Below are 22,571 nucleotides of genomic sequence, written 5' to 3' on the forward strand. Positions count from 1 at the left end.
CTGAATCATACATAGAAAAAATAATATGTATAAGCTGAATTCATCCACAAGGAGGATTTAGCCATGAAACATAAAAGACTGTTCGCAGCCATGATCCTGTCCGCCTTCGTTGCCGCACCGGCGATGGCGGAGGATAATCAGAACTGGCGCCCCTGGGGCGGCGGAAACGGTCCCGGTCGTCAGGCGATGATGGACCGGATCGGCGCCATCGACAGCAACGATGATGGTATCATCAGCGCCGATGAGGCAGCCGACCAGGTCGAATCCGTCTATGCGGCCATGGATGCTGATGACGATGGCGAACTGACCATGGAAGAATTCATGGCCGTTCGCATGGGGCCGCAGCTCGGGCAGAACGAAGCCCGCCAGAAAATGATGCAGGATCGCAAGAAGGCCCGCTTTGGTGAAATGGATGTCGACAAGAGCGGCAAGGTCTCCAAGGCCGAATTCATCGCAGCCGGCAAGGCTCGCTTCGAGGCAGCCGACACCGACAAGGATGGGCAGGTCACGCCATGGGAATTCCGGGCCCAGCGTCGCGGTTGGCAATAAACCTGGCAAAAGGCAGGGGCGCCGGATGATCCGGCGCCTTTGGCTCCAGGAGGTTAACCGCGCAGCGGTTTCAGGGCGCCGGCCCACTTGTGGAGTTCGTTCAGCATCAGCGTCGTACCCTCGATCACCTGGTCGTTGGGCTGGAAACCGTCTTCCTTGAGGAAATTCGGGAAGAAGGGCAGCGGAACCGTCTGCGGAATCGGCATCATGTTGACGTTGTTGAGCAACTGACGCAGGCCCTGGGTCGCACGAAGACCGGCGGAAACGCCGCCATAGCTGACCACGCTGGCCGGCTTATAGCCCCATTCGACAAGCAGGCATTGCACGGCATTGACCAGCGAGGCCGGCGGGAAGAAATCATATTCCGGTGTGACGAAAATGAAGGCATCGGCAGCCGAAACACTTTGGCTCCAGCGCTTGGTCGCCTCATGCTCGTATTTCTGCATACGGGGGTGCGCAGCCTCATCGAGAAGCGGCAGGTTGAAATCGGCCAGGTCGACCAGTTCGACATCGAACTTGCCGTGCGAGGCTGCGAAGTCCTTGAACCAGCTGGCGATCTTGGGGCCGACGCGACCGGGTCTGGTGCTGCCGATGATGATGTTGAGCTTGAGGGTCACTCTTTTATCCTCTTCAGAAGATGGGTTTTGGGCATCCTTGTTGGCTGCCGAACAATGGTATAAATTTGATACCGATACCTATTTAAAGGCACGACCGATCCATGCAAGACGGCACATTGATGTTACCATCATCCGAACGCGAAGATGGGGAGGGACAGGATGCCATCCGCCGCCATATTGGTTCGGACAATTGTCGATTGGCGGGCTCCATCCTTTCCCGCATCGGCGACAAGTGGAGCGTCATGGTGGTGCTGATCCTCGCATCGGGTCCGCACCGGTTCGGCGAAATCAAGCGTGCCGTCCACGGCATTTCGCAGCGTATGCTGACCTTCACGCTCCGCGGTCTCGAGCGCGATGGGCTGGTTACGCGCACGGTCTTCGACAGCGTTCCGCCCAAGGTCGTCTATGCGCTCTCGCCGCTTGGCCATTCCCTCCGCGAACCCGTGACGGCTCTTGGAAAATGGGCCTTTTCGCATCAGGATGAAATCGAGGACGCCCGGATTCGTTTTGACCGGGGCAATGGATGATCACCTCATCCGTATCAGCAAGGAACACCATGTCGCAGGAACTTTCCATACGCCCGCTCACGCAGGACGCCTTCAAGCCCTTCGGTCAGGTCATTGAGGCCGATCCTGCCACCATGCGGCTGATCAATGGCGGCACCACCGAGCGGTTTCATGCGCTGGGAACTGCCGAAACGCTGGGCGAGGGGGCATCGGTCATCCTCAATATCTTCCGCGGTCAGCCACGCCGCTTCCCCTATTCTGTGGATATGATGGAACGGCACCCGTTCGGCAGCCAGAGCTTTCATCCGCTGCAATACCGGCCCTGGCTGGTGGTTGTTGCCGAAGACGAAGGTGGAAAGCCGGGCCAGCCGGTCGTCTTTCTGGCGCGGGGTGATCAGGGCGTCAATTATCGCGCCAATGTCTGGCATCATCCGTTGATGGCGATCGGTGGTGTCAGCGATTTTCTTGTTGTGGACCGTGCCGGCCCCGGCCATAATCTCGAGGAGCATTTCTTCTCTGAACCCTATGTGATCCCGGAGTTCCAGCTGTGACAGGTCTGACCACGCATGTTCTCGATACGGCTCTCGGCATTCCCGCCAAAGGCATGATGATCGATCTTTTCCGCATCAATGAGGAAGTGAAGGAGTATATCAGGACCGTGCGCACCAACGCCGACGGGCGTATTGATGGTGGCCCCATTCTTTCCGGCGAGGATTTCCGCAAGGGCACATACGAACTGCTCTTCCATGCCGGCGCCTATCTGCGGATGACCGGGCTCAAGCTTTCCGATCCGCTGTTCCTCGATCTCATTCCAATCCGTTTCGGCATTTCCGAAGTGGCGGGCCATTACCATGTGCCCCTGCTGATCTCGCCCTATGGCTATTCCACCTATCGTGGCAGCTGAAGGCGGTGCCTGGTTTGCGTTTCGCCGTCATCGCCGACATTCATGGCAATGCGGCTGCCCTTGAAGCGGTGCTTGCCGATATCGATCGGCTCGGCATTACCGAGATCATCAATCTGGGCGATCACTTTTCCGGTCCGCTCGAAGCCGGCCGCACGGCCGAGCTTTTGATGGCACGCGCCATGACCTGCGTTCTCGGCAATCACGATCGCTATCTGCTCGAACAGTCCCCCGAGGCGATGGGCGATTGGGAAGCCGATGCGATGCTGACGCTTCAGCCCCACCATCTCGACTGGCTGCGCGACCAGCCGATGAGCCGGGTCTGGAACGATGACGTGTTCCTCTGCCATGCCACGCCTCAGCGCGACACCTATTACTGGCTGGAAACGGTGACGAACGGCATCGTGCACCTCAAGGAACAGGACGAGATCGAAGCCATTGCCGAGGGTATTCCGCAATCGCTCATTCTCTGCGGTCATTCGCATGTGCCGCGCCTGATCGAGATTTCCGGTGGTCGGCTGATCGTCAATCCCGGCAGTGTCGGTTGTCCCGGTTATGATGATGGCCGCTCGAACTATCACAAGGTCGAGGCCGGAGCCCCGCATGCCGCTTATGCGGTGATCGAGAGGGTCGATGGCGACTGGCTGCCATCTTTCCGCAAGATCCGCTACGACCATGCGGCAATGGCGAGGCTTGCGGAGCAACGCGGTCGCCCGGATTGGGCCCGTGTGCTCGCCTCCGGGCGCGTTTGAGACTGGCGCGCTTATGCTGATGCGCCTTCCGCTCCTGTTCCCCGGGTGACCACAAACATCTGCCATTTGTTCTAGATCAGCGCCAAGCCCGCGCATCCCGGCCTCTGCCGGTCAGCGCTCAACCCGCTTGGAGAGAGAATAGACAATGGCAAAACATGTGTTCAGCGGATCCACGAATTCCACGATTTCGGTTGATGCCTCTGGCGATAGCTGGATCATCTCGCGTTTCGGCAGCATCCACGCTGCGTCAAACGGCATCTACGAAAGCAACGCCTATAACAATTCGAAAATCGTCGTGAACGGTTTCGTCGATGGCGAAGCGTCCTATGGTATCAATTCAAACGGCGCCAATGCCGATATCACGGTTGGCAAGACAGGTATTGTCGACGGCAACAACGGTGTCGGCCTGTTTGGCGACAATGCCACCTTCTCCAATGCCGGCCGGCTTGCCGCCGCCGCCAATGCGCTCGTGGTCAAGGCCGATTTCGCAACCGTCGAGAATTCCGGTGTCATTGCAGCCGGATATGGTCTTGTCTATGAAGGCAACCACCTGAAACTTCACAATGCCGAAAGCGGCATCATCAACGGCACCTATGAGGCCATCAGCATCACGTCGGTGGATGGCCAGTCGAGTCGTTTCGTCAATGACGGTCTGATCCAGTCGGCCAGCGTCTCCTTCCATGGTGATTCAGGCCGGGAAATCCTGATCAACCATGGTACGATCAAGGGCACGGTCTTCCTGGGAAGCGGCAAGGACCAGTTCGACAATCGTGGCGGCACACTCAAGGCCGATGTTTACGGCGATGATGGCAATGACGTCTATATTGTCGACCGCGCCGCGACCCGCATCTTCGAAAATGCCGGGCAGGGCGACGATCTCGTCAAGTCGACGGTCGACTATACGCTCAAGGAACATTTCGAAAAACTGGCGCTTCTCGGCAACAGCGATACGGATGGAACCGGCAATGCACTTAACAACACGATCATCGGCAATGCGGGAGACAACCGTCTTGTCGGCAAGGCCGGATCGGATCGGCTGAATGGCGGCGCCGGTGACGATCTGCTGATCGGAGGCACGGACGCCGACATATTCGTTTTCAGCAAGACCGGGGGCGATGACCGCGTCCGCGGCTTCGAAGACGGGATCGACCATATTCTGCTGCAGGGTGTCGATCTGTCCAACTTCGCAACCTTCAAGCAGGACCATGTCAGCGTCAGCGGTGACGATCTCGTCATTACCTTTGGTGCCAACACGCTGACGATCGAAGATATGAAGAAGGCGGATCTGACCTCGAGTGATTTCGTAGTCTGATCCCCGAGTGTGAAGCGGTAGTGTATTAAAGCGGCAATTCCGGCCCGCAGCTGCAGGCCGGATGCCAGCTGTGGCACCTGGCAGGGAGACAGGCGCTTCGCAGGTTCATGAGGCCGGATGACCGGCTCAAGACTTTGCCGTACCGGGAGCCTGGGCGACCGGTACGTTCTGCTACCGGATTAGCCGCACTTTGTATCAGGAACATGACAGTCGTGGCGCCATGCCATTGATGCGGTGGAAACCGCGCCTGGTTCCCGCGCCGACGACCGACCAGGCTCTGGCCATCTCCCCAGGCTCCTCGCAAATACGGAATGGAACCTGACAGCTTATTGGCGAAAACCGGTCACCGCTGAAACAATTGAAACAAACTCCCCAAAATTCGAAATTGAGGTGAAACAAAGCGAACCTATGCTGACTTCAATGCAAGGGGAACGAAAATGAACATGTTATCAGCCATGACGCGGGTGATTGCCAAACCCGATTGTGCGGTCCGCGTGGCCGCCAACAGCAATTTGAGGACCTATGCGGTTCGCAGCGCAGCCCAATCGAGGCCCGAGCAACCGCTACTGGTGTCGATGCCACAGTCGATGATCGAAATTGCGAATGCGCAATCGGCCGTGCGTGTGGCGAGCTTGCTGGCTCTCATCGCCTTCATGTCGCTTGCGGTTTCCATCCTGGCACTCGCTCTTTTCGTGCTGCTGCTCTGGCATGCGCGGAGCGAGGCGGCGCATCGCTCTGAGCCCGGGTTCGAGCCTCCCGTTATCCAACGCAACGGACTTGATGAGAAGGCTGCTCGTCTCCGGTCGCTGTCACCCGATCTGTTCACCTCAGGTCTGGTCGCGCCGCCGCCATCAAGCCCGCGGCCGCAACATTAGCGCATCGAAATGCCCAGGACCAGATAAAGGGTATATATCCATGGCGAACTATTTCATCGGCAACAGAAGCGCCGAGTTTCAGGCAAATACGGCCAACACAAGATACATCCTCCGTTCCGATGAAAAGGTGGACGGCGTCGATTATGGCATCACGCTGAGCGGCACGCTCACCGGCCGGTCCTTTCTGATCAATGGATATGTCGAGGGTGCGAAAGCGGCCATCATGGGTGGCCAGTACAATGCGCCCGTCGAAGCCTGCAGCTTCGAGATCGGTGAAACCGGCTATGTTCGATCCGAAAAGGGCACGGCTCTGGTTGCCTATGGCGAGAGCCATCAGATCCACAATGCCGGTGTGATTTCTGGCCAGACTGGCATCATTGCCAATGATGCCGCGACCATTGAAAACGAAGGCCAGATCACGGCAACCGGCGTCGGAATCAACGGACGGCCGGATGTGAATGTCACGAATGATGGCTTTATCGCAGGTATCCACGGTATCTACCTGACCGGCGATGCGGCCGAGGGGGCCGTGATCGTCAACCGGGGCGTTATCGCGGGCCAGTACTCGGCCATGTATCTCACCAATGCCGGCGACCGTGTCACCAATAGCGGCAATCTTCTGGGCGATGTCTGGCTTTCGGGCGGCAACGACACGTTCGTCTTCAAGGGCGGCAAGCATTCGGGTCTGGTTGATGGCGGCGTCGGCAATGATACGTTCGTCATCTCGGCTACCGGAACGACGCTGCGAGAGTCTTTCGGTGGCGGTGACGATACGGTCCGGAGCGCGATCTCCTGGACGCTGGCTGACAATTTCGAAGATCTTGTGCTCGTGGGCAAAAAGAACAATCGCGCTGTCGGCAATGATCAGGACAATGAGATCACGGGCAATGGCGGTAACAACCTTCTCAAGGGGGAGGGCGGCGCGGATACCATTGCCGGCAATCGCGGCAGCGACAAGATCTCCGGTGGCGAGGCCGCGGATCTGTTCGAATTCGCCACCGGCCATGGGCATGACGTGATTCTCGATTTCGAGAATGATCTCGACAAGCTCGATCTCAGTGGCTGGAAGGCGATCACCGGGATCAACGACCTGAAAAGCCACCATCTCGAGGTGCTGGACGATGGCGTGAAAATCCATGCCGGTGACGACTGGATCATCCTTCGAGGCGTCACCAAGGGCGAACTCGACGCCGGCGATTTCCTGTTCGGTTAGATCGTTGCTCCAGCGTTGCTTTGAGGCTCATGTGCCAATGAAGAAAGCCCCGCTTAAGGGAGCAGTCCGCTCCGATTTCAGTTTCTGACCATCCCCTTTGCAACCAGACGGTCAGAAAGCGACCCCGGCGGGATGAGCCTCCCCGCCGGGGTTTTCTGAAACAAATGAAACAAAAATGCGAAGAATACGAAACACGATTGAAGCGTCCTGCTGTGAAAAGAACATCACACATTCTGCGACACGAAGAGAGGTTCCATCATGGCGCAAGTTCACATCACCAATTCATCCTCTACTGTCACGGCCAATACCGCAAATACCGATTACCTCCTGGATGACGGCGTCATCGTTAATGTCGGCGGTTCCAATGCTGGAATCTTTGCCGCCGCATCTGTGACCGGCCGTACCTTCTCCATTGCGGGCGACGTTGTTTCCGCCGGCACCGGAATGATTGTCGGCGATTACAGCACTGGCGGTGGCGCGGCAGACAGCTTTACGATTTCCAAAACCGGAAGCATTACAGGCTCCGCCGGCCTGGTTCTTTATGGCGACGGCCAAAAGGCGACCAATTCCGGGACCATCGAGGGGACGACGCTGAGCGGTCTCTATCTCGGCGGCGACGAAAGCCGCTTCGTCAACCGCGGTGATATTTCGGGGGCGCAGTATGGCGTCAACATCATGGGGGAAAACACCACCTTCATCAACCGTGGAACAATTTCCGGCGGCACCAACAATGCAGGTATCTATCTCGGATCGGATAGTGGCACGGTCATCAACTACGGCACGATCACCGGCAACGAAGCAGTCGATATGTCTGCCGCCAAGAGTGGCGTCACGTTCAAGAATTTCGGTGAGATCAGCTACGGCGCTATTCTCAGCGATGCCGATGACATTTTCGTCAATCGTGGCGGTACGGTCAGCGCAACCGTCTATGGAGGAGATGGCAACGATGACTATTATGTCGACAGCGCAACCGAAGTTGCAATCGATGAATTCGCAAACGAAGGCCGTGACAGTGTCTATTCGAGTGCCAGCTGGACATTGCGTGCCAATTTCGAAGAGCTCTACCTGACCGGCAACGCCAATATCAACGGCGAAGGCAATGGCGATGCCAACGTCCTTTTCGGGAACGGCGGAAACAACAAGCTCAACGGCGGCGGTCAGGCCGATGCGCTCTGGGGAGGCGCCGGCAACGATATTCTTCGCGGTGGTATTGGCGCGGACGGCTTCTACTTCAAGTCCAATGGCGACAAGGAAATCGTTCGCGATTTCAAGGACGGTGTCGATGGACTTATTCTCGCTGTCGATACCGAATTGACCAATCTGCAGTTCGTCAAGCAGCATGGGGTCAATGTCGGCGACGATCTCGTCATCACCTATGACGGGACGACCATGATTATCGAGAACGTCCACAAGAACCAGATCACAGACGCCGACTTTTTCGTCTGAGCCCACAATTCAATGAACAGATTATGCCAGGTGCGGCAGATGCTGCGCCTGGCATTTATACCAAGCGTCGATGATAGAAACCGATTGCGCCGGAGCGATTTTGGTTTCCGGCGAGGAGAAAACCACAGTCGGACCAGAAGGTCCGGCGCGGATTTTCGACGAAGTCCGGAGGGCAAAAACGTCCGGTCCTTCGGATGGGCCGGACATCCTTCCCCGACTTTGTCGCAATCCTCGACCGATGCCTTTGCATCGCTCTCCGGTATGCTCCGCGTCGGTTGAAGGTGTGCGGTCCCACGCAATCGGTTTCTATCATCGACGCTTGGTATTATTTGCCGGCCGAAGTTTTCTACCGATTGATTTTTTCTTCACCATGTTTGGCAACAGGGGTGAAACGAGTTGCTGGCATGATCCACTCATCGGGTTGCCGAAGTGGTTTAGCCTCACCGAATAAATGAAAGTCCTCGCCCGTTAGAAGGGCTGAGAGTAAACGCCGCTTACGCGGCTCAACCGGATCAGGAGAAGAGCATGGATTTCGCGCTTGGCCTTTTTGCCGTCCTGATCAGCGGAATGTTCGTGGCGACCTTCGCCTCCTCGATCATCGTTGCAAGCCGCGAGGCTCGCGATGACCAGGAGAGCCGCCGCCTCAGCGTCTTCTGATCGACGCATCTGTTCAGCATGCCCCCAGCACCGGGAGTGGTTCCCCTGCCACTCCCGGTTTTTATGTGTGGAACACACCGAACCGGCAGCGGCTTTGGATCTGTTATTCCCGGTCGAGCGCTTCGGCTCCGGTCGGCTTGCCGCTGCGGTCGAGACGGATCTTCTCGATCCTTGCTTCGGCGGCATTGAGCAGCGCTTCGCAATGTTTCTTCAGCGCTTCGCCGCGTTCGTAGATCTCGATCGACTTGTCGAGCGCCACGTCACCACGTTCCAGGCTCGAGACGATGGTTTCGAGTTCAGCCACGGCCTGTTCGAAAGTCAGTGCGCTGACATCGTTCTTTGCGGTCGCGTCCACCATCTTCAACCCTTCATCAATCGGCAAATATGCAGGCCCGCCGATTCGGCCAGCCCTTCGAGATCATAGCCGCCCTCAAGCAGGCTGACGACCCGGTCGGAGGCATATTTCCCCGCGATTTCCATCAGTTCGGCCGTCACCCAGTCGAAATCGTCACCGGTAAAATTCAGCTGGGCAAGCGGATCGCGGTGATGCGCGTCGAAACCGGCGGAAATCAGCAGGATATCTGGTCGGAAATTGTGAAGTGCGGGAAACACGCGGTCGCGCATTGCTTCCCGGAAGCTTGCACCATCCGAATAGGGCCTAAGCGGTGCATTGACGATGTTACCGACGCCGGTCTCGTCGCGGGCACCGGTGCCGGGATAAAGCGGCATCTGGTGAGTCGAGCAGAACAGCACGGATTTGTCGCGCTCGAAAATATCCTGGGTACCGTTGCCGTGATGGACATCGAAATCGACGATCGCGACCCGTTCAGCTCCATGTGCCTTCTGCGCATGGCGGGCGGCTATGGCGATCGTATTGAAGAAGCAGAAGCCCATTGCCTTGTCATGCTCGGCATGATGCCCCGGCGGGCGGCAGGCGATGAAGGCATTGTCGGCCCGTTTGGCAAACACATCGTCGACCGCAGCCATCGCACCGCCGATGGCGGTCAGCGCGGCCTTGAGGCTGGCCGGCGAGGCATAGGTATCGGCTTCGACCTGGGACAAACCTTCTTCCGGCATCGATCGCATCACCGAAAACAGATGCGATTCGGGATGGGCCAGAAGAACGGCATCCTCATTGGCGACAGGCGCCTCGATCCGCTCAAGCTTGGAGAAATTTTCATGTTCCAGCGCCGCATTGAGCGCGCGCAGCCGGTCCGGTCGTTCCGGATGCCCCTCCGGCACGAGATGTTCGAGAAAGATCGGATGTTCGTAAAGCCGTGTCGTCATGGTGAGGATATAGCCTGTCACCTCGCCAAGGTCCATCTGGACCGACCCTCGCGCCTCGTAAATCGGAAAGCTCTAATAAGTGCGATTGACAAGTTGGCATGCGTTTGTGACAGAGAGCCATGGTTAATGCTTTGGAAGGGGAGATATCCGATGGCAAACCTCACGCTGAACCAGGGCGCGCAGACGCTCGACACAATGCTGGGCTCGACCCTTGCTCGTAAGGCGGCAATTGCCGTCGGCGGCAGCCTGTTCCTCGCCGCCCTGTCGCAGATCGCGATTGGCTGGCCGGTTCCGACCACCCTGCAGACGCTCGCGGTGATACTGATCGGCCTCACCTGCGGCTTCCGCCTCGCCATGGCCACCGTCGGTCTCTACTTGATCGAAGGCGCGCTCGGCCTGCCGGTGTTCGCCCAGTTCAAGTCCCTGATGCCGCTTGGCCCGTCCGCCGGCTATCTGGTTGGCTTCTTCTTCCAGGCCGCCATCATCGGCTATCTGGTGGATCGCGGTTTTGCGCGCGGTTTCATCGGCGCCGCCATCGCGGTCGTGATTGGCGAAGTTGTCATGTTTTCCTGCGGTGTTGCCTGGCTTTCGACCTTCATGGGCCAGCCGACGCTGGTTGAAAACCTTTCGGCTGCCTTTACCGTCGGCGTCGTCCCGTTCATCGCGATCGATCTCGTCAAGGCAGCCCTTGCGATCGTGATCGCCCGCGGTGCGCTCTCCGGCATTGCACATCTGGTCCGTGGCTGATCGTCCAGCCAACACCGATGAAACGAGGGTGCCCGTGCGTTTGCGCGGGCATCATTTTTTGTGCATCCTCACCTATCGCGGCTATGGCTATACGCCCGCTTTCGTTGCCAATATGAGCGAAATCGTCGCGGCGATTTCCAATGGTCGCCCGGTTGAACTGTCAGAAGGTCCGGACGATATCTGCAACGGCTTCACCGAAGCCTGCCGGGCGATTTCCGATCACGATTGTTCGCTTGAAAGCACGCGCACGATGGACCGCGTGGCTTTGCTTTCGGTCCTCGAACTGTTGCCGGAACTGGCTTTGAATGAGCCTGTCACGCTTGATGCGGTGCGGATCGCGGCCTTGCGTGCCGCCTTCGCCGATGGCTCGCTCAGAGCCGCCTGTGCGGATTGTTCCTGGCGTGATTTCTGTACCGAGATTGCCGCTGACGGTTTTTCCGGCGTCAGGCTTTCGCCTGCCAGATAGCCGAAATCACATCCAGGTCGCGTTTGTGCCTTCGATCTTCAGAATGCGGTCCTGCGGAATGTCGAGCTTGGCGGCATCCTCGGCTGAATAGGCACCCGTCAGTTTGAGCAGGCAGCGAACCACGCCGCCATGGCAGACGCAGACCGTATCGCGCTCGATGGAGCGGAACCAGGATCCCACTCGCCAGGACAGGATCTCGTAGCTTTCGGCCAGACGCCCGGGCGGTACGAAATCCCATTTGTTCGCTTCGCGTTCCGCGAGCTTGTCGGCATCGGTAGTGGCAAGTTCGCGTGTCGTCTTGCCTTCCCAGTCGCCGAAGCAGATTTCGACCAGCCGTGGCTCAAGCCGGTAGGTGGAAGGATCAAGCCCAGCCGCTTCGCGCAGCCGTTCCATCGTTTCGCGCGCCCGGCCAAGCGGGCTCGAAACATAGTCGTAGCGGGAAAGATCGCCAGCAAGGTCGGCGAGTTTTTCGCCGTTGCCGGTCGCCTGCCGGCGACCGAGATCGTTGAGCGGAATATCATGCTGACCTTGCAGGCGATATTCGGCATTCCAGTCTGTCTGCCCGTGACGGATGATGAAATGTGTCAGGGGCATCGCCGGACTGTTACTCCTTGACCACCGAAATGTCCGGAGCATCGACGGCCTTCATGCCGACCACATGGTAGCCGGAATCGGCGTGGTGGACCTCACCGGTCACCGAACGCGACAGGTCCGACAGCATGTAGAGGCCGACATCGCCGACTTCCTCGATGCTGACGGTGCGACGCAGCGGCGCATTATACTCGTTCCACTTCAGGATATAGCGGAAATCGCCGATACCCGAGGCGGCAAGCGTCTTGATCGGGCCGGCCGAAATCGCATTGACGCGGATGTTCTTCGGGCCGAGATCAACGGCGAGATATTTCACGCTCGCTTCAAGCGCGGCCTTGGCTACGCCCATGACGTTATAGTTCGGCATCACCTTTTCGGCGCCGTAATAGGTCAGCGTCAGCATCGAACCGCCATCGGTCATCAGCTTTTCGGCGCGACGGGCAACGGAGGTGAAGGAATAGACCGAAATGCGCATGGTCTTGTCGAAATTGTCGGGCGTCGTATCGACATAACGACCCGTCAGCTCGTCCTTGTCGGAAAAGCCGATCGCATGAACGAGAAAATCGATCTTGCCCCAGATCTTTTCGATCTCGGCGAAAGCCGCATCGATCGAGGCTTCGTCGGAGACGTCGCAGTCGCCGGCCACGATGGCGCCAATCTCGGCCGCCAGCGGCTCGACGCGCTTTTTCAGAGCTTCACCCTGGTATGTGAAGGCGATTTCGCCGCCCTGGGCATGAATGGCTTTCGCGATTCCCCAGGCGATGGACCGGTTGTTGGCCACGCCCATGATGACGCCGCGCTTGCCAGCCATCAATCCGCCAGATTGCACCATGGAAACCCTCCTGGAACTAGAACAACGTCCGCCTATGGCACAGGGCGCGCGGCGGTTCAAGCGCCGCTCACATCATCAAATGTTAGCAAAAGCAAGATTTGGTGTTTCGTGGAGATGCAGAATAGGGTGCCCTGAGCGATTATTCACAGGCACTTTAACCGCTCTGTCACAGAAAGAGACCTTCGCGAAGCGAGCGCATCAGATCGATGACTTTCTGATCCGGATGATCCCACAGCATGACGCGGATTTCCACGATCATATCGCCGAATCCGCCGCCGCCGCGCGGCAATCCATGGCCTGCAATGCGGATCGTATGGTCGGAACCGGTCCAGGGCGGCACATCGACCTTGACCTCGCCTTTCGGCGTCTCGACTACGGTCTGGCAACCGAGCACGGCATTTTCGATATCGACCCGTTGCACCGTGCGCAGGTCGTTTCCATCCACCCGATACCAGCTGTGGCTCTTCACACGAAGCCGCGCGACCACATCGCCACGCTTCATGTTGGGAAGCTTGTGGCCATAGCCTTCGATACGGACGATCGATCCTTCGGTCGCATCCTCCGGCAGCGGAACCGATACCATCTTGCCATCGGGTAGCGTGACGCTCGGATTGATGCGGTTGATCAGGTCCTCGATCGACACCCAGGCGTCGACATGCATGTCCGGCGCCTTGTCCGGCGGCGGCACCTGACGCGTCAGGCGCTTGACGAGATAGGAAAGAAGATCGCGGGCAGGCGAGGGACGCGGCTCGCCGGAATCATCCGGGCCGCGGTCGTTAAATCCGTGCGCATGGTCGCGCTGGCTCTGGTACGTCTCCTGACGGGCTGCGCTGGCCTGGGCTTGCGACTGGGCGCCAGCCTGTGCCCGGCCCGCTTGCGCCTGGGCATATTGCGCCTGGCCATAGGAGGATTGTGCCGATTGCCAGCTGCTTTTACGGGTGCCGAAAATGCGGGCGACGACATCTTCTGCCTGTTGCAGTTCGGCTTCGCCGGCATCGGGATGCATGGCAGCCGCCGCAGCAGCGGCAGCGGCAGCGGCGCGCGCCTCGGCTGCGCGGGCTTCGGCTTCCTCCCGCGCCTTTTCGGCGCGACGTTCCATGAAGGTCTGTTCACGCTGGGGCTTGCCGGAGGCGGCAGCGGCTTGTGCCTTGGCATGGGCCTCGTCGTAACGCCGGCGCTTGTCCGGATCTTTCAAAAGATCATAGGCCTGGCCGATTTCAGCGAATTTTTGGGCCGCCAGCGGGTCGTCGGGATTCTGGTCAGGATGCAGTTCCTTGGCAGCCGAACGCCAGGCAGCCTTGATCTCCTGCTGGTCGGCAGACCGGCTCACACCAAGAATGTAATAGGGATCCCGCATCAAACTCACCGGAACACGTCAAATAGTCCAACAGGTTTCAATCAAGTGACCGCTCAAAAAGCGGTGCGGGATCATCCCGGCTTCAGCCAATTTCACGAAATTCCACGATCTGCCATTCGCCGCTTCCGACCAGGCAGGCCCGACCGGAGAATTTGGAAATGCCACGGTAGGAATGGCGCGTGGTTTCAAACAGTCTGCAGACATAGCTGCCGTTATTCTCTTCCCGGATCGAATTGATCACGCCGGCACTGCCGGTCGAGCGATTGGCCCAGGGAATGGGCGTTCCGGCATTCTTCGAAAGATCTGCCGAACTCACCGCATTGCGGATCGTATTCTCATCCGACGTGCTGTCGGATGCGGTTGCCGGATTCGTCGCGATCGCATTGGTGACGAGATTCTTGTCCGTCGAATCCATGCCGGCAATATCCATGCCGCCGCCCATGCATCCAGAAAGCGCAACCCCGCCGGCCACCACCAGCATCCAACCGCATGCAGGGGCAACAAATCGCTTTTGGCCGGGTCTTTGCTTTGCTATGTCTCGCAACGGTTAACGCCTGACGATACTCGAACAGAAAAGGGCATTTGGCAGATCATGAGCGAAAATGAGTTAAGAACCGGTGACTTTACCGACGAGAACGAACCATTTTCTCTTTTTGGCACATGGCTCAAGGACGCGGAAACCTCGGAAATCAACGATCCCAATGCGTTGGCGCTGGCAACGGTGGACGAGCATGGCATGCCCAATGTCCGCATGGTGCTGCTGAAGGGCTTCGATATGCAGGGCTTCGTGTTCTACACCAATTACGAAAGCACCAAGGGGCAGGAGATTCTGGGCCAGGGCAAGGCCGCCATGGTGTTTCACTGGAAATCGCTGCGACGTCAGGTGCGCATCCGCGGCGCCATCGCACCGGTCAGCGATGCCGAAGCCGATGAGTATTTCGATAGCCGGGCGCGCGGCAGCCGCATCGGCGCCTGGGCTTCCAAACAGTCGCGCCCGCTCGAAAGCCGCTTTGCGCTTGAAAAGGCGGTGGCTGAATATACGATGAAATTCGGCATCGGCTCCATTCCGCGCCCGCCACACTGGTCTGGCTTCCGGCTCGATCCGGTTTCGATCGAATTCTGGCATGACCGGCCTTTCCGCCTGCATGACCGGATCGAATTCATCCGCGCCGGCGAAGGCTGGGAAAAGGTGCGCAAATATCCCTGATCAGCCCATCAGGCGGAAGGGAATGCCGGAGGCAAGCGCGCGCACATAGCGCGCCTTCTGGTAAAGTCCGTTAAGCGAAATCCGGGGCAGGGCCGTCATGTCCGCCATCATGTCAGGTGTCAGGACGCCCGGCCTTGTCGTCACGGCCATCGCCAGCCCGGAGGCTGAAATCATCGCCCGTTCGCGTGGCGATACCGAACGCTGGTCACCGTAGGGATAGGCAAATGCGATCGCCTCCCTGCCGCTGATCTCACGCACCAGCGCTGCCGAGCTGCGGATTTCTTCCTTGGCTTCGTCGGCATCGAGCCGGGCAAGGCCGCGATGGCTGATCGTATGGGCTCCATAGCTGCAAAGCCCGTCGGCAAGCAGCGACTGAAGCGCATCGGCCCGCATCGTCAGGTCGCGGGTCAATTGCAACGGATCAAGACCGGTGGCGAGGGCCGCGCGATCAAGTGCCGCAACCGCCTCTGCTTCATTCGAACGATTGACGATGCCGGCGACCTGCTCGAAGGCCAGCCGCTTGTCGGCAGTGCTCACCGTTGGCAATCGCACCGGACCGTCGCTGAAGTCGATGGCGAGCTTGTCGCTCTGTCTCAGGAGCGCTTCGAGCGTTTCCCACCACATGGAATGCGTTGCTTCCACAAAGCCGCGGGTGATGAAGATCGTATAGGGCACGCCATGTCGCCGGAAGACCGGTGCCGCATGGTCGCGATTGTTGCAGTAGCCATCATCGAGCGTGAAACAGGCAAAGGGGCGCATATTGTCCGAGGCCAGCCGCGTGCGCAAATCGGACAGCGCGATGAATTCGTAGCCCTGTGCGGCAAGCGTCCGGATGGCGGTATCGAGAAATTCCGGCGTTACGCTCAGAATGTCATTCGGCTGAAAATCACCCGATGGCGCCGGCCTGACCTGATGCAGCGTGAAAATCACGCCGCGGCCACGCATCCCTTCGAAGAGGCCTGCGAGATTGAGAAGGCTCGCGGCTTCCAGCCCTGCCGTGATGATGCTGCGTTTGACGAGCGGACGCGCGAGCGCCTTGATGGATTTCAACATGGGTCACTTTCCGCGATCGCATCGTGAGGAGATAATCCTATGGCGTGCGCGTTAAGCCTTGGTTGAAATTTTATTCCACGATCTGGAGGTCGTTGATCACGCGCTTGCCGTCGGTTTCCGTGTAGAAAACCACGACTTTCACGCCCTTCTTCAGTCCGTCGAAGTTGAATTCCTCCGGCGCCTGGTACTTCTTGCCATCATCGAGCACGAGGCTGAGGCTGTCCTCGTCGACACCCTGGATCACACCTTCGGTATCTCCGCTCTCGGCGAAGGAATTGAATGGCTGCATCAGGAATGCGGCACCCAGAAATAGAGCGACCAGAAAGCGCATTTTTGTTCCCTTGACCTGACGTTTCGTAATTTTCTTGTTGGTCACCTTGTCATCCCCGAATGTGGCGAAATTTTTCTCGAAAAGAGATTTTGCAGTCCCAAAGTGTTAACAGGAACAGATCCGTTGGCAAGGTCGCATTGCGATCGCCGGTTGCCCTTGATCGGGTTCCGACGCGGTGCGCCGAACCTCCGGTGGGCGGCTGTCCCTTCGATGCCAGCCAAAAACACAATTCTCGCTTCATTTTTATGACGACAGGCACTATGAGTGCCGCCAACCGTCATTGCCGGGAAACCAAGCCGGCCCGCTGGAAGCCACCTATGTCGCACAATACATTCGGCCATCTGTTTCGCGTGACCACCTGGGGAGAAAGCCACGGCCCGGCTCTCGGCTGCGTGGTGGATGGTTGCCCTCCCGGCATTCGCTTTACGCGATCGGAGATCCAGCATTGGCTGGACCTGCGCAAGCCGGGCCAGTCGAGCTTCGTGACCCAGCGCCGCGAGGATGATCAGGTGAAGATTCTGTCGGGCGTCATGCCCGAGGCGGATGGCGAGACCTATGTGACGACCGGAACGCCGATCTCGATGCTGATCGAGAATACCGACCAGCGCTCGAAGGATTACGGCGAAATCGCCCGCCAGTATCGTCCGGGCCATGCCGATTATACCTATGACGTCAAATACGGCATTCGCGACTATCGCGGTGGCGGCCGTTCTTCGGCGCGCGAAACCGCTGCGCGTGTGGCCGCCGGCGGTCTTGCCCGCAAGGTTGTTCCGGGCGTGACCGTCCGCGCCGCCCTCGTGCAGATCGGCATTCACAAGATCAACCGCGCCAACTGGGACTGGGCCGAAACCACCCGCAATCCGTTCTTCGCGCCCGATCCGGAAATCGTTCCGGTCTGGGAAGAGTATCTTTCGGACATCCGCAAGAAGGGCTCTTCCATCGGCGCCGTGATCGAGGTCGTCGCCGAGGGCGTGCCGGCCGGCATCGGTGCGCCGATCTATGCCAAGCTCGACCAGGATATCGCTTCCAACCTGATGTCGATCAACGCCGTAAAGGGCGTCGAGATCGGCAACGGCTTTGCTGCTGCTGAAATTACCGGCGAGGAAAATGCCGACGAAATGCGGATCGGCGCTGATGGTAAGCCGGTCTTCCTCTCCAACCATGCCGGCGGCATCCTCGGTGGCATTTCCACCGGCCAGCCGATCGTCGCCCGCTTTGCCGTCAAGCCGACCTCCTCGATCCTGACCGAGCGGCGCTCGATCGACGCCGACATGCACGAGGTCATGCTGCGGACCAAGGGTCGGCACGATCCCTGTGTCGGAATTCGGGCGGTTCCTGTCGGTGAGGCCATGGTTGCCTGCACCATTGCCGATCATTATCTGCGAGACCGCGGCCAGACCGGCCGTCTCGATTGAAATCTGGGAGACGATTACATGGCCTATGATCAGAAGCGCGTCGTAGACGCGATCCGTGCCTTCGAGAAAGGCGAAATCGTCGTCGTCACCGACGACGATGACCGCGAGAACGAAGGCGACCTGATCGTCGCTGCCGTCCATTGCACGCCGGAAAAGATGGCCTTCATCGTTCGCCATACGTCCGGCATCGTCTGCACCCCGATGCCGCGCGAGGAGGCCAAGCGCCTCAACCTCACCGCCATGGTGGCGGAAAACGATTCGGCGCACACCACCGCCTTCACCGTGTCGGTTGACTTCAAGCACGGAACCACCACTGGCATTTCGGCCGATGATCGTACCCTGACGGTGCGAAACCTCGCCAATCCGAATGTCTCGGCCGGCGATTTCGTTCGCCCCGGCCATATCTTCCCGCTCGTCGCCCGCGAAGGCGGCGTACTCATGCGCTCGGGCCATACCGAAGCCGCTGTCGATCTCTGCCGGCTTGCCGGTCTGCCGCCGGTCGGCGTGATCTGCGAACTCGTCAATGACGACGGCACCGTGACCCGCGGTCCGCAGGTGACGGCTTTCGCTGAAAAGCATGGTCTGAAGCAGGTATCCGTCGCCGATCTCATCGCTTACCGCCAGCGCAAGGAAACCCTGATCGTGCGGCAGAGCGAATTTGCCATCACGACGGCGCATGGCAAGGCGCAGGCGATCAGCTACTCGCTGCCCTGGGATCCGATGCAGCATATGGCGGTCGTCTTCGGCGACATCCGTGACGGCGAGGACGTCATGGTCCGCCTGCATATGGAAAATGTTGCCGACGATGTGTTCGGCGGCACCCGTCCGGTCGATCGTTTCCTCGCCCGGATTGCCGAAGAGGGGCGCGGTGTGATCGTCTATCTGCGCGAAGGTTCGGTCGGCGTCGGTTCGGTCGAGCACAATCGCAAGATCGGCCATGGTCGCGAAAACCACGAGCAGGCGCAGGCGCGCGAAAACGAATGGCTGGAAATCGGCCTCGGTGCACAGATCCTCAAGGATCTCGGTATCGCCTCGATCCGGCTCTTGTCGTCGCGTGAACGCCACTATGTCGGTCTGGAAGGTTTTGGGATCAGGATTGCCAAGACGGAGCTCTTCTGATGCTTCTTCTGCATGTCGGTCCGCACAAGACGGCGACGACCTGGTTGCAGACCAATTTCCACCATAATGTCACGGCGCTCGAAGGCGCCGGCTGGCTCTATCCGCTGACCGGCGAGCGTGTCCGCATCGCCCATCATGACCTGTCGGACAATCCGCGCGAGATCGAACAGCCGGACAGTCGCAAGGTGCAGGAATTGATCCGCATCGGCAAACGGGCCAAGGCGAGGAACCTCAACATCCTCCTGTCGTCCGAGGGGTTTCGTCATTGGACGCCCAGCCAGATCAGGTTGCTGCAGAAACACCTGCAACAACCTGATCTGCACATCGTCTATGGTCTGCGCGATCCCGTTTCGCTGCTCTATTCCTTCTGGGCGCAACAGGTGAAGTCGGGGACGACCCTCACATTCCCGCAGTTTGTCCAGCGCCAGCGGAAGCGTCCGGGGCGTGTGCGCCTTCTCGATCCGCGAAAGGAAATCGCCCGCTTCGCCCGAATGCGCAAGGCGCGACTGACTCTGCTCGCCTATGATCGGATCCGAAAGGGCGAACGCGATATCTTCGACGTTTTTGCGCAGGATGTTCTTGGCGTGCCGTCGCTCGAGATGGTCGATCGTGCTGCAGTCAACGAGCGCGAACCGCTCGAACTGACCGAATTCATGCGGCTTGTCCTCAAGCGCATGGACGGAAAAGGCAAAACTTCATCCGTCAAGATCGGCCAGCTGTTCAAGTATATGCTGGGTACGGAGATGAAGCAGAAGATCATCTCGACCATCGCTGCCGTTCCAGCTGCGCGGCGGACACTCGTCATCGATCGCGATTCGCCAAAGCTGCAGCGCATCGAAGAGCAGCTTCTCAGGCGCTATCGTGCAAAGATCCATCCGGCGCCGGGAGACGAGGGCCTGTTCCTGCATGGCAAGGTCGAATTCGCTTATTACGATGAGGAAGAGCTCTTAAAAACGTCGGAGGTCAGTCGCCTCGTCGGCACGATTGCCTGGAAGTTCAGGCCAAGCGGTCTGCATGTGATGACAGCTGCGATGACCCGTTTCTGGCTCATCGTCTGGCGCCGTTTCCTCAAGCTTTTCCGCTGAACGCTTTCTTGGGGGAGAAGAGATGCTCGTGATCCATGTCGGTCCGCGCAAAACCGGAACCACCTATCTGCAGAACAACTTCCACCGTAACCGTGCCGAACTGATCCGGCGTGGCTGGTTCTATCCGCAGGTATCGCTCGGCGTGCAGAGCGCCCATCACGATGTTGCGGCGTCACGCGACGAGATCCGAAAAGGGCAGGGGCCTATGGTGGATCGGCTAAGGCGGGCTGCCCGCAAGGCCGCAAAGCTTGGCACGAACATCTTTCTCTCGTCGGAAGCCTTCCGTACCTGGGAGGCCGAAGATTACGGCTTCCTGGCCCGCACTTTCGGAGAAAGCCGTGCCATGATCGTCTATACTTTGCGGGATCCGGTGAGCCTGCTGCATTCGGTCTGGGGTGAAACCGTCAAGACAGGTCGAACCCATTCGCTGCCGGAATTCGTCGCCGCCAATTGCGACAAGGCTCTGCGTTCCGCCAACCTCAATGCGATGGTGCAGCTCAAGCCTATCATCGATCGTCCCGAGCTCGATCTCATTGTGCTGGATTATGAGGCGCTCCGTTCAAGCGGTGCCGATCTCTACACGAGCTTCTGTCTTCATGCTCTCGGTCTGGATGGCATGCAGCCGCAGCGGACCCGTCCGGCCAACAGCAGCTATTCGGTCGAACTGACCGAATATATCCGTCTCCTGGCGCGTCATCTCGGTGACTATACCGAGGACAAGTCACTGATGTTCGCCCGCCGTTTCGAACATTGCCACAGCCCGGCCGAAATCGCCGAGATCGAGGCGCTGGTTCGCGACAGCGGCGCAGACGCGCGCGGGCAGGTGGCACTCGACCGGTCGGAACCCTGGTTCCTGGCGCTTGAAAGAGCGGCTAGCCGTGCCCTGCGATCGTATCTCCGGCCAACCCACCCCGAGGGCAGGCTTTTTCCGCAGGGGGTGACCTTCTATGCCTGTTATGACATCGATCGTCTCGAAGATATCGCCGCAATAGCAACCTGGCGCGATCGGTCTGCGGAACGCATGCGCAACGCCTCGACGCCTTGGAAGAAAAGCGGCATCATGCGCGCCTGGCGCCACATCAAGCGACGATTCTGGATCTGACAACCGAACAACCGGAGACTGCGCGCATGGGTTGGGACTTTTCGATCGGCAACACCATCGGGCTGATGGTCCGTACCCTGCCTTTCATCCTCATGCGAATGGTGGTCTATTTCGGCATCACACTGGCCTATCTGATCGCCACCGGTGCGGGCGCGGGGATCGGCTATGGTGTCGGTCATATTTCGGATGATCCGGCAGCCTTTTCGGTCTGGGGCGGGATCATCGGCTTCGGCTTTGTCTCCTTCGGGGTCTACTGGATCCGCGAATACCTGCTCTACATCCTCAAGGCCGGCCATATCGCCGTGATGGTGGAACTGCTAGACGGTCGCGACCTGCCGGACGGCAAGGGCCAGATCGCCCATGCCCGCGAAGTTGTGACGGCGCGCTTCGGCGAAGCCAATCTGCTTTTCGCGCTCGACCAGCTGATCAAGGGTGTCATCGGCGCGATCACCGGATTGCTGGGCGGCATTGCCATGATCCTGCCAATCCCCGGCCTTGATGGTCTTGTGCGCTTCATCAACACCGTCATCCGCCTGTCGCTGACCTATGTCGATGAAATCATTCTTGCCTATAACATTCGCCGCGGCGGCAATCCGTGGGAAAGCGCCCGACAGGGGCTCGTCCTCTATGCCCAGAACGGCAAGGTCATGATCAAGAATGCCATCTGGCTGGCGATCATGCTCTGGGTGCTGGCGATTGCCGTCTTTATCCTGTTCCTCGGTCCGGCAGCGGCCCTCTTCTACGTCATGCCCGGCGACATGGCGGGCTGGTCCTTCATCGGCGCCATCCTCTTTGCCTGGGCTTTCAAGGCGGCGGTTCTCGAGCCTTTCGCGATTGCTGCGCTAATGGATGTCTATTTCAAGACCATCGAAGGCCAGGTGCCGAACCCGGATTGGGATCGCAAGCTCGCCGAAGCCTCGGCAAAATTCCGCGAGATCAAGGACAAGGCATTGGGCACTCAGCCAGCCTGAGGCCGGCGTCTCCGTCATTCTTTTCGAGTTCAGAGCTTTCCCCTCCCCACAAGGGGGAGGGGCTAAGAAGCCGCGACGCCCCTGCCCAACTCCTCGCGTTCTGGATGCTGGACCGTCTGTTTCATGAAGCCATTGACCGGACAGATCGGTTGGTTCGAAACGGGTCGGCGAGGTTAAGCC

Annotated in this window: 27 protein-coding genes; 18 read left to right on the top strand and 9 right to left on the bottom strand. The window is 58.9% G+C overall.

Going from position 1 to position 22,571, the window contains the following annotated elements; genetic code table 11:
* Nucleotides 1-63 precede the first annotated feature (63 nt).
* The gene (locus tag Q4481_RS02185) at nt 64-549 is read left to right on the top strand and encodes an EF-hand domain-containing protein (RefSeq protein WP_304374624.1); all 486 of its coding nucleotides are present in this window, start codon (nt 64-66) and stop codon (nt 547-549) included.
* 53 nt (nt 550-602) lie between these two features.
* Here the strand turns inward: Q4481_RS02185 and Q4481_RS02190 are convergent, their stop codons facing one another.
* On the bottom strand, nt 603-1,166 hold the full coding sequence (locus Q4481_RS02190; RefSeq protein WP_304374625.1) for an NADPH-dependent FMN reductase: 564 nt from the start codon (nt 1,164-1,166) through the stop codon (nt 603-605).
* A 119-nt stretch (nt 1,167-1,285) separates the two neighbouring features.
* On the opposite strand from Q4481_RS02190, the gene Q4481_RS02195 reads away from it, so the two are divergent.
* The 9 genes from Q4481_RS02195 (at nt 1,286) to Q4481_RS02235 (ending at nt 8,828) form a co-directional block, all read left to right on the top strand.
* Nucleotides 1,286-1,693 carry a winged helix-turn-helix transcriptional regulator gene (locus tag Q4481_RS02195; RefSeq protein WP_304374626.1) on the top strand — a complete coding sequence of 136 codons (408 nt, stop codon included), beginning with the start codon at nt 1,286-1,288 and terminating at the stop codon, nt 1,691-1,693.
* Nucleotides 1,694-1,722: 29 nt separating this feature from the next.
* On the top strand, nt 1,723-2,223 hold the full coding sequence (locus Q4481_RS02200; RefSeq protein WP_304374627.1) for an ureidoglycolate lyase: 501 nt from the start codon (nt 1,723-1,725) through the stop codon (nt 2,221-2,223).
* Nucleotides 2,220-2,576 (top strand): hydroxyisourate hydrolase, encoded by a 357-nt coding sequence (uraH, locus tag Q4481_RS02205; protein ID WP_304374628.1) that lies wholly within the window; start codon nt 2,220-2,222, stop codon nt 2,574-2,576. The genes Q4481_RS02200 and uraH overlap by 4 nt, the downstream gene beginning before the upstream one ends.
* Nucleotides 2,577-2,590: 14 nt before the next feature.
* A complete protein-coding gene (locus Q4481_RS02210) occupies nt 2,591-3,325 on the top strand; it encodes a metallophosphoesterase family protein (protein ID WP_304374759.1) in 735 nt (244 codons plus the stop codon).
* Nucleotides 3,326-3,470: 145 nt separating this feature from the next.
* Nucleotides 3,471-4,637 carry a calcium-binding protein gene (locus tag Q4481_RS02215; protein WP_304374629.1) on the top strand — a complete coding sequence of 389 codons (1,167 nt, stop codon included), beginning with the start codon at nt 3,471-3,473 and terminating at the stop codon, nt 4,635-4,637.
* 437 nt (nt 4,638-5,074) lie between these two features.
* On the top strand, nt 5,075-5,512 hold the full coding sequence (locus tag Q4481_RS02220) for a hypothetical protein (RefSeq protein ID WP_304374630.1): 438 nt from the start codon (nt 5,075-5,077) through the stop codon (nt 5,510-5,512).
* Between the two features lie 40 nt (nt 5,513-5,552).
* Complete coding sequence (locus tag Q4481_RS02225) at nt 5,553-6,725, top strand: calcium-binding protein (RefSeq protein ID WP_304374631.1); 1,173 nt, start codon at nt 5,553-5,555, stop codon at nt 6,723-6,725.
* A 258-nt stretch (nt 6,726-6,983) separates the two neighbouring features.
* Entirely contained in the window at nt 6,984-8,171 is a 1,188-nt protein-coding gene (locus Q4481_RS02230; protein WP_304374632.1) for a hypothetical protein, read from the top strand.
* A gap of 525 nt (nt 8,172-8,696) precedes the next feature.
* The gene (locus Q4481_RS02235) at nt 8,697-8,828 is read left to right on the top strand and encodes a hypothetical protein (protein WP_304374633.1); all 132 of its coding nucleotides are present in this window, start codon (nt 8,697-8,699) and stop codon (nt 8,826-8,828) included.
* A gap of 103 nt (nt 8,829-8,931) precedes the next feature.
* Here Q4481_RS02235 and Q4481_RS02240 read toward each other — a convergent pair whose 3' ends face one another.
* Together Q4481_RS02240 and Q4481_RS02245 are read right to left on the bottom strand one after the other, a co-directional pair.
* Entirely contained in the window at nt 8,932-9,186 is a 255-nt protein-coding gene (locus Q4481_RS02240) for an exodeoxyribonuclease VII small subunit (RefSeq protein ID WP_304374634.1), read from the bottom strand.
* Nucleotides 9,187-9,188: 2 nt separating this feature from the next.
* Complete coding sequence (locus tag Q4481_RS02245; protein WP_304374760.1) at nt 9,189-10,115, bottom strand: histone deacetylase family protein; 927 nt, start codon at nt 10,113-10,115, stop codon at nt 9,189-9,191.
* A gap of 150 nt (nt 10,116-10,265) precedes the next feature.
* On the opposite strand from Q4481_RS02245, the gene Q4481_RS02250 reads away from it, so the two are divergent.
* Complete coding sequence (locus Q4481_RS02250) at nt 10,266-10,862, top strand: biotin transporter BioY (protein WP_304374635.1); 597 nt, start codon at nt 10,266-10,268, stop codon at nt 10,860-10,862.
* A 58-nt stretch (nt 10,863-10,920) separates the two neighbouring features.
* Nucleotides 10,921-11,328 carry a DUF1284 domain-containing protein gene (locus Q4481_RS02255; protein ID WP_304374636.1) on the top strand — a complete coding sequence of 136 codons (408 nt, stop codon included), beginning with the start codon at nt 10,921-10,923 and terminating at the stop codon, nt 11,326-11,328.
* A 6-nt stretch (nt 11,329-11,334) separates the two neighbouring features.
* Here the strand turns inward: Q4481_RS02255 and Q4481_RS02260 are convergent, their stop codons facing one another.
* From Q4481_RS02260 to Q4481_RS02275, 4 genes are all read right to left on the bottom strand, one after another.
* A complete protein-coding gene (locus tag Q4481_RS02260; RefSeq protein WP_304374761.1) occupies nt 11,335-11,916 on the bottom strand; it encodes a histidine phosphatase family protein in 582 nt (193 codons plus the stop codon).
* Between the two features lie 16 nt (nt 11,917-11,932).
* The gene (gene fabI / locus Q4481_RS02265) at nt 11,933-12,751 is read right to left on the bottom strand and encodes an enoyl-ACP reductase FabI (RefSeq protein ID WP_304374637.1); all 819 of its coding nucleotides are present in this window, start codon (nt 12,749-12,751) and stop codon (nt 11,933-11,935) included.
* A gap of 166 nt (nt 12,752-12,917) precedes the next feature.
* Nucleotides 12,918-14,108 (bottom strand): DnaJ C-terminal domain-containing protein, encoded by a 1,191-nt coding sequence (locus Q4481_RS02270; protein ID WP_304374638.1) that lies wholly within the window; start codon nt 14,106-14,108, stop codon nt 12,918-12,920.
* A gap of 82 nt (nt 14,109-14,190) precedes the next feature.
* The gene (locus Q4481_RS02275) at nt 14,191-14,589 is read right to left on the bottom strand and encodes an RT0821/Lpp0805 family surface protein (RefSeq protein ID WP_304374639.1); all 399 of its coding nucleotides are present in this window, start codon (nt 14,587-14,589) and stop codon (nt 14,191-14,193) included.
* Nucleotides 14,590-14,700: 111 nt separating this feature from the next.
* On the opposite strand from Q4481_RS02275, the gene pdxH reads away from it, so the two are divergent.
* On the top strand, nt 14,701-15,315 hold the full coding sequence (gene pdxH / locus Q4481_RS02280; RefSeq protein ID WP_304374640.1) for a pyridoxamine 5'-phosphate oxidase: 615 nt from the start codon (nt 14,701-14,703) through the stop codon (nt 15,313-15,315).
* On the opposite strand, the gene Q4481_RS02285 is transcribed toward pdxH, so the two are convergent.
* The gene (locus Q4481_RS02285; RefSeq protein WP_304374641.1) at nt 15,316-16,368 is read right to left on the bottom strand and encodes a polysaccharide deacetylase family protein; all 1,053 of its coding nucleotides are present in this window, start codon (nt 16,366-16,368) and stop codon (nt 15,316-15,318) included.
* Between the two features lie 70 nt (nt 16,369-16,438).
* Nucleotides 16,439-16,699, bottom strand: a complete 261-nt coding sequence (locus Q4481_RS02290) for a DUF1344 domain-containing protein (RefSeq protein ID WP_304374762.1) — start codon at nt 16,697-16,699, stop codon at nt 16,439-16,441.
* Nucleotides 16,700-17,016: 317 nt separating this feature from the next.
* Between Q4481_RS02290 and aroC the strand changes: the two genes are divergently transcribed.
* Genes aroC through Q4481_RS02315 form a run of 5 tightly spaced genes read left to right on the top strand, consistent with a single transcriptional unit; the run spans nt 17,017 to nt 22,391 of the window.
* Nucleotides 17,017-18,114 (top strand): chorismate synthase, encoded by a 1,098-nt coding sequence (gene aroC / locus Q4481_RS02295; protein WP_304374642.1) that lies wholly within the window; start codon nt 17,017-17,019, stop codon nt 18,112-18,114.
* 18 nt (nt 18,115-18,132) lie between these two features.
* The gene (gene ribB, locus Q4481_RS02300) at nt 18,133-19,233 is read left to right on the top strand and encodes a 3,4-dihydroxy-2-butanone-4-phosphate synthase (RefSeq protein WP_304374643.1); all 1,101 of its coding nucleotides are present in this window, start codon (nt 18,133-18,135) and stop codon (nt 19,231-19,233) included.
* Nucleotides 19,233-20,318, top strand: a complete 1,086-nt coding sequence (locus Q4481_RS02305) for a sulfotransferase domain-containing protein (protein WP_304374644.1) — start codon at nt 19,233-19,235, stop codon at nt 20,316-20,318. Before ribB ends, Q4481_RS02305 begins: the two co-directional genes overlap by 1 nt.
* Before the next feature lie 22 nt (nt 20,319-20,340).
* Nucleotides 20,341-21,420: a hypothetical protein gene (locus Q4481_RS02310; RefSeq protein ID WP_304374645.1), complete on the top strand. Its 1,080-nt coding sequence runs from the start codon at nt 20,341-20,343 to the stop codon at nt 21,418-21,420.
* Nucleotides 21,421-21,446: 26 nt separating this feature from the next.
* Nucleotides 21,447-22,391, top strand: a complete 945-nt coding sequence (locus Q4481_RS02315) for a hypothetical protein (protein ID WP_304374646.1) — start codon at nt 21,447-21,449, stop codon at nt 22,389-22,391.
* Nucleotides 22,392-22,571 lie beyond the last annotated feature (180 nt).

The organism is Fluviirhizobium alvei (assembly GCF_030551875.1).
GTDB classification, from domain to species: Bacteria; Pseudomonadota; Alphaproteobacteria; order Rhizobiales; family Rhizobiaceae; genus Rhizobium_E; species Rhizobium_E alvei.

What these genes read in the sequence shown, in the direction of transcription:
- Q4481_RS02235 (WP_304374633.1), top strand. Translation starts at nt 8,697, where the DNA reads ATGGATTTCGCGCTTGGCCTTTTTGCCGTCCTGATCAGCGGAATGTTC.
- ribB (WP_304374643.1), top strand. Translation starts at nt 18,133, where the DNA reads ATGGCCTATGATCAGAAGCGCGTCGTAGACGCGATCCGTGCCTTCGAG.
- Q4481_RS02215 (WP_304374629.1), top strand. Translation starts at nt 3,471, where the DNA reads ATGGCAAAACATGTGTTCAGCGGATCCACGAATTCCACGATTTCGGTT.
- pdxH (WP_304374640.1), top strand. Translation starts at nt 14,701, where the DNA reads ATGAGCGAAAATGAGTTAAGAACCGGTGACTTTACCGACGAGAACGAA.
- aroC (WP_304374642.1), top strand. Translation starts at nt 17,017, where the DNA reads ATGTCGCACAATACATTCGGCCATCTGTTTCGCGTGACCACCTGGGGA.
- Q4481_RS02310 (WP_304374645.1), top strand. Translation starts at nt 20,341, where the DNA reads ATGCTCGTGATCCATGTCGGTCCGCGCAAAACCGGAACCACCTATCTG.
- Q4481_RS02220 (WP_304374630.1), top strand. Translation starts at nt 5,075, where the DNA reads ATGAACATGTTATCAGCCATGACGCGGGTGATTGCCAAACCCGATTGT.
- Q4481_RS02200 (WP_304374627.1), top strand. Translation starts at nt 1,723, where the DNA reads ATGTCGCAGGAACTTTCCATACGCCCGCTCACGCAGGACGCCTTCAAG.
- Q4481_RS02315 (WP_304374646.1), top strand. Translation starts at nt 21,447, where the DNA reads ATGGGTTGGGACTTTTCGATCGGCAACACCATCGGGCTGATGGTCCGT.
- Q4481_RS02195 (WP_304374626.1), top strand. Translation starts at nt 1,286, where the DNA reads ATGTTACCATCATCCGAACGCGAAGATGGGGAGGGACAGGATGCCATC.
- Q4481_RS02270 (WP_304374638.1), bottom strand. Translation starts at nt 14,108, where the DNA reads ATGCGGGATCCCTATTACATTCTTGGTGTGAGCCGGTCTGCCGACCAG.
- Q4481_RS02250 (WP_304374635.1), top strand. Translation starts at nt 10,266, where the DNA reads ATGGCAAACCTCACGCTGAACCAGGGCGCGCAGACGCTCGACACAATG.
- Q4481_RS02285 (WP_304374641.1), bottom strand. Translation starts at nt 16,368, where the DNA reads ATGTTGAAATCCATCAAGGCGCTCGCGCGTCCGCTCGTCAAACGCAGC.
- Q4481_RS02185 (WP_304374624.1), top strand. Translation starts at nt 64, where the DNA reads ATGAAACATAAAAGACTGTTCGCAGCCATGATCCTGTCCGCCTTCGTT.
- Q4481_RS02230 (WP_304374632.1), top strand. Translation starts at nt 6,984, where the DNA reads ATGGCGCAAGTTCACATCACCAATTCATCCTCTACTGTCACGGCCAAT.
- Q4481_RS02290 (WP_304374762.1), bottom strand. Translation starts at nt 16,699, where the DNA reads ATGCGCTTTCTGGTCGCTCTATTTCTGGGTGCCGCATTCCTGATGCAG.
- Q4481_RS02240 (WP_304374634.1), bottom strand. Translation starts at nt 9,186, where the DNA reads ATGGTGGACGCGACCGCAAAGAACGATGTCAGCGCACTGACTTTCGAA.
- fabI (WP_304374637.1), bottom strand. Translation starts at nt 12,751, where the DNA reads ATGGTGCAATCTGGCGGATTGATGGCTGGCAAGCGCGGCGTCATCATG.
- Q4481_RS02245 (WP_304374760.1), bottom strand. Translation starts at nt 10,115, where the DNA reads ATGACGACACGGCTTTACGAACATCCGATCTTTCTCGAACATCTCGTG.
- Q4481_RS02305 (WP_304374644.1), top strand. Translation starts at nt 19,233, where the DNA reads ATGCTTCTTCTGCATGTCGGTCCGCACAAGACGGCGACGACCTGGTTG.
- Q4481_RS02225 (WP_304374631.1), top strand. Translation starts at nt 5,553, where the DNA reads ATGGCGAACTATTTCATCGGCAACAGAAGCGCCGAGTTTCAGGCAAAT.
- Q4481_RS02275 (WP_304374639.1), bottom strand. Translation starts at nt 14,589, where the DNA reads ATGCTGGTGGTGGCCGGCGGGGTTGCGCTTTCTGGATGCATGGGCGGC.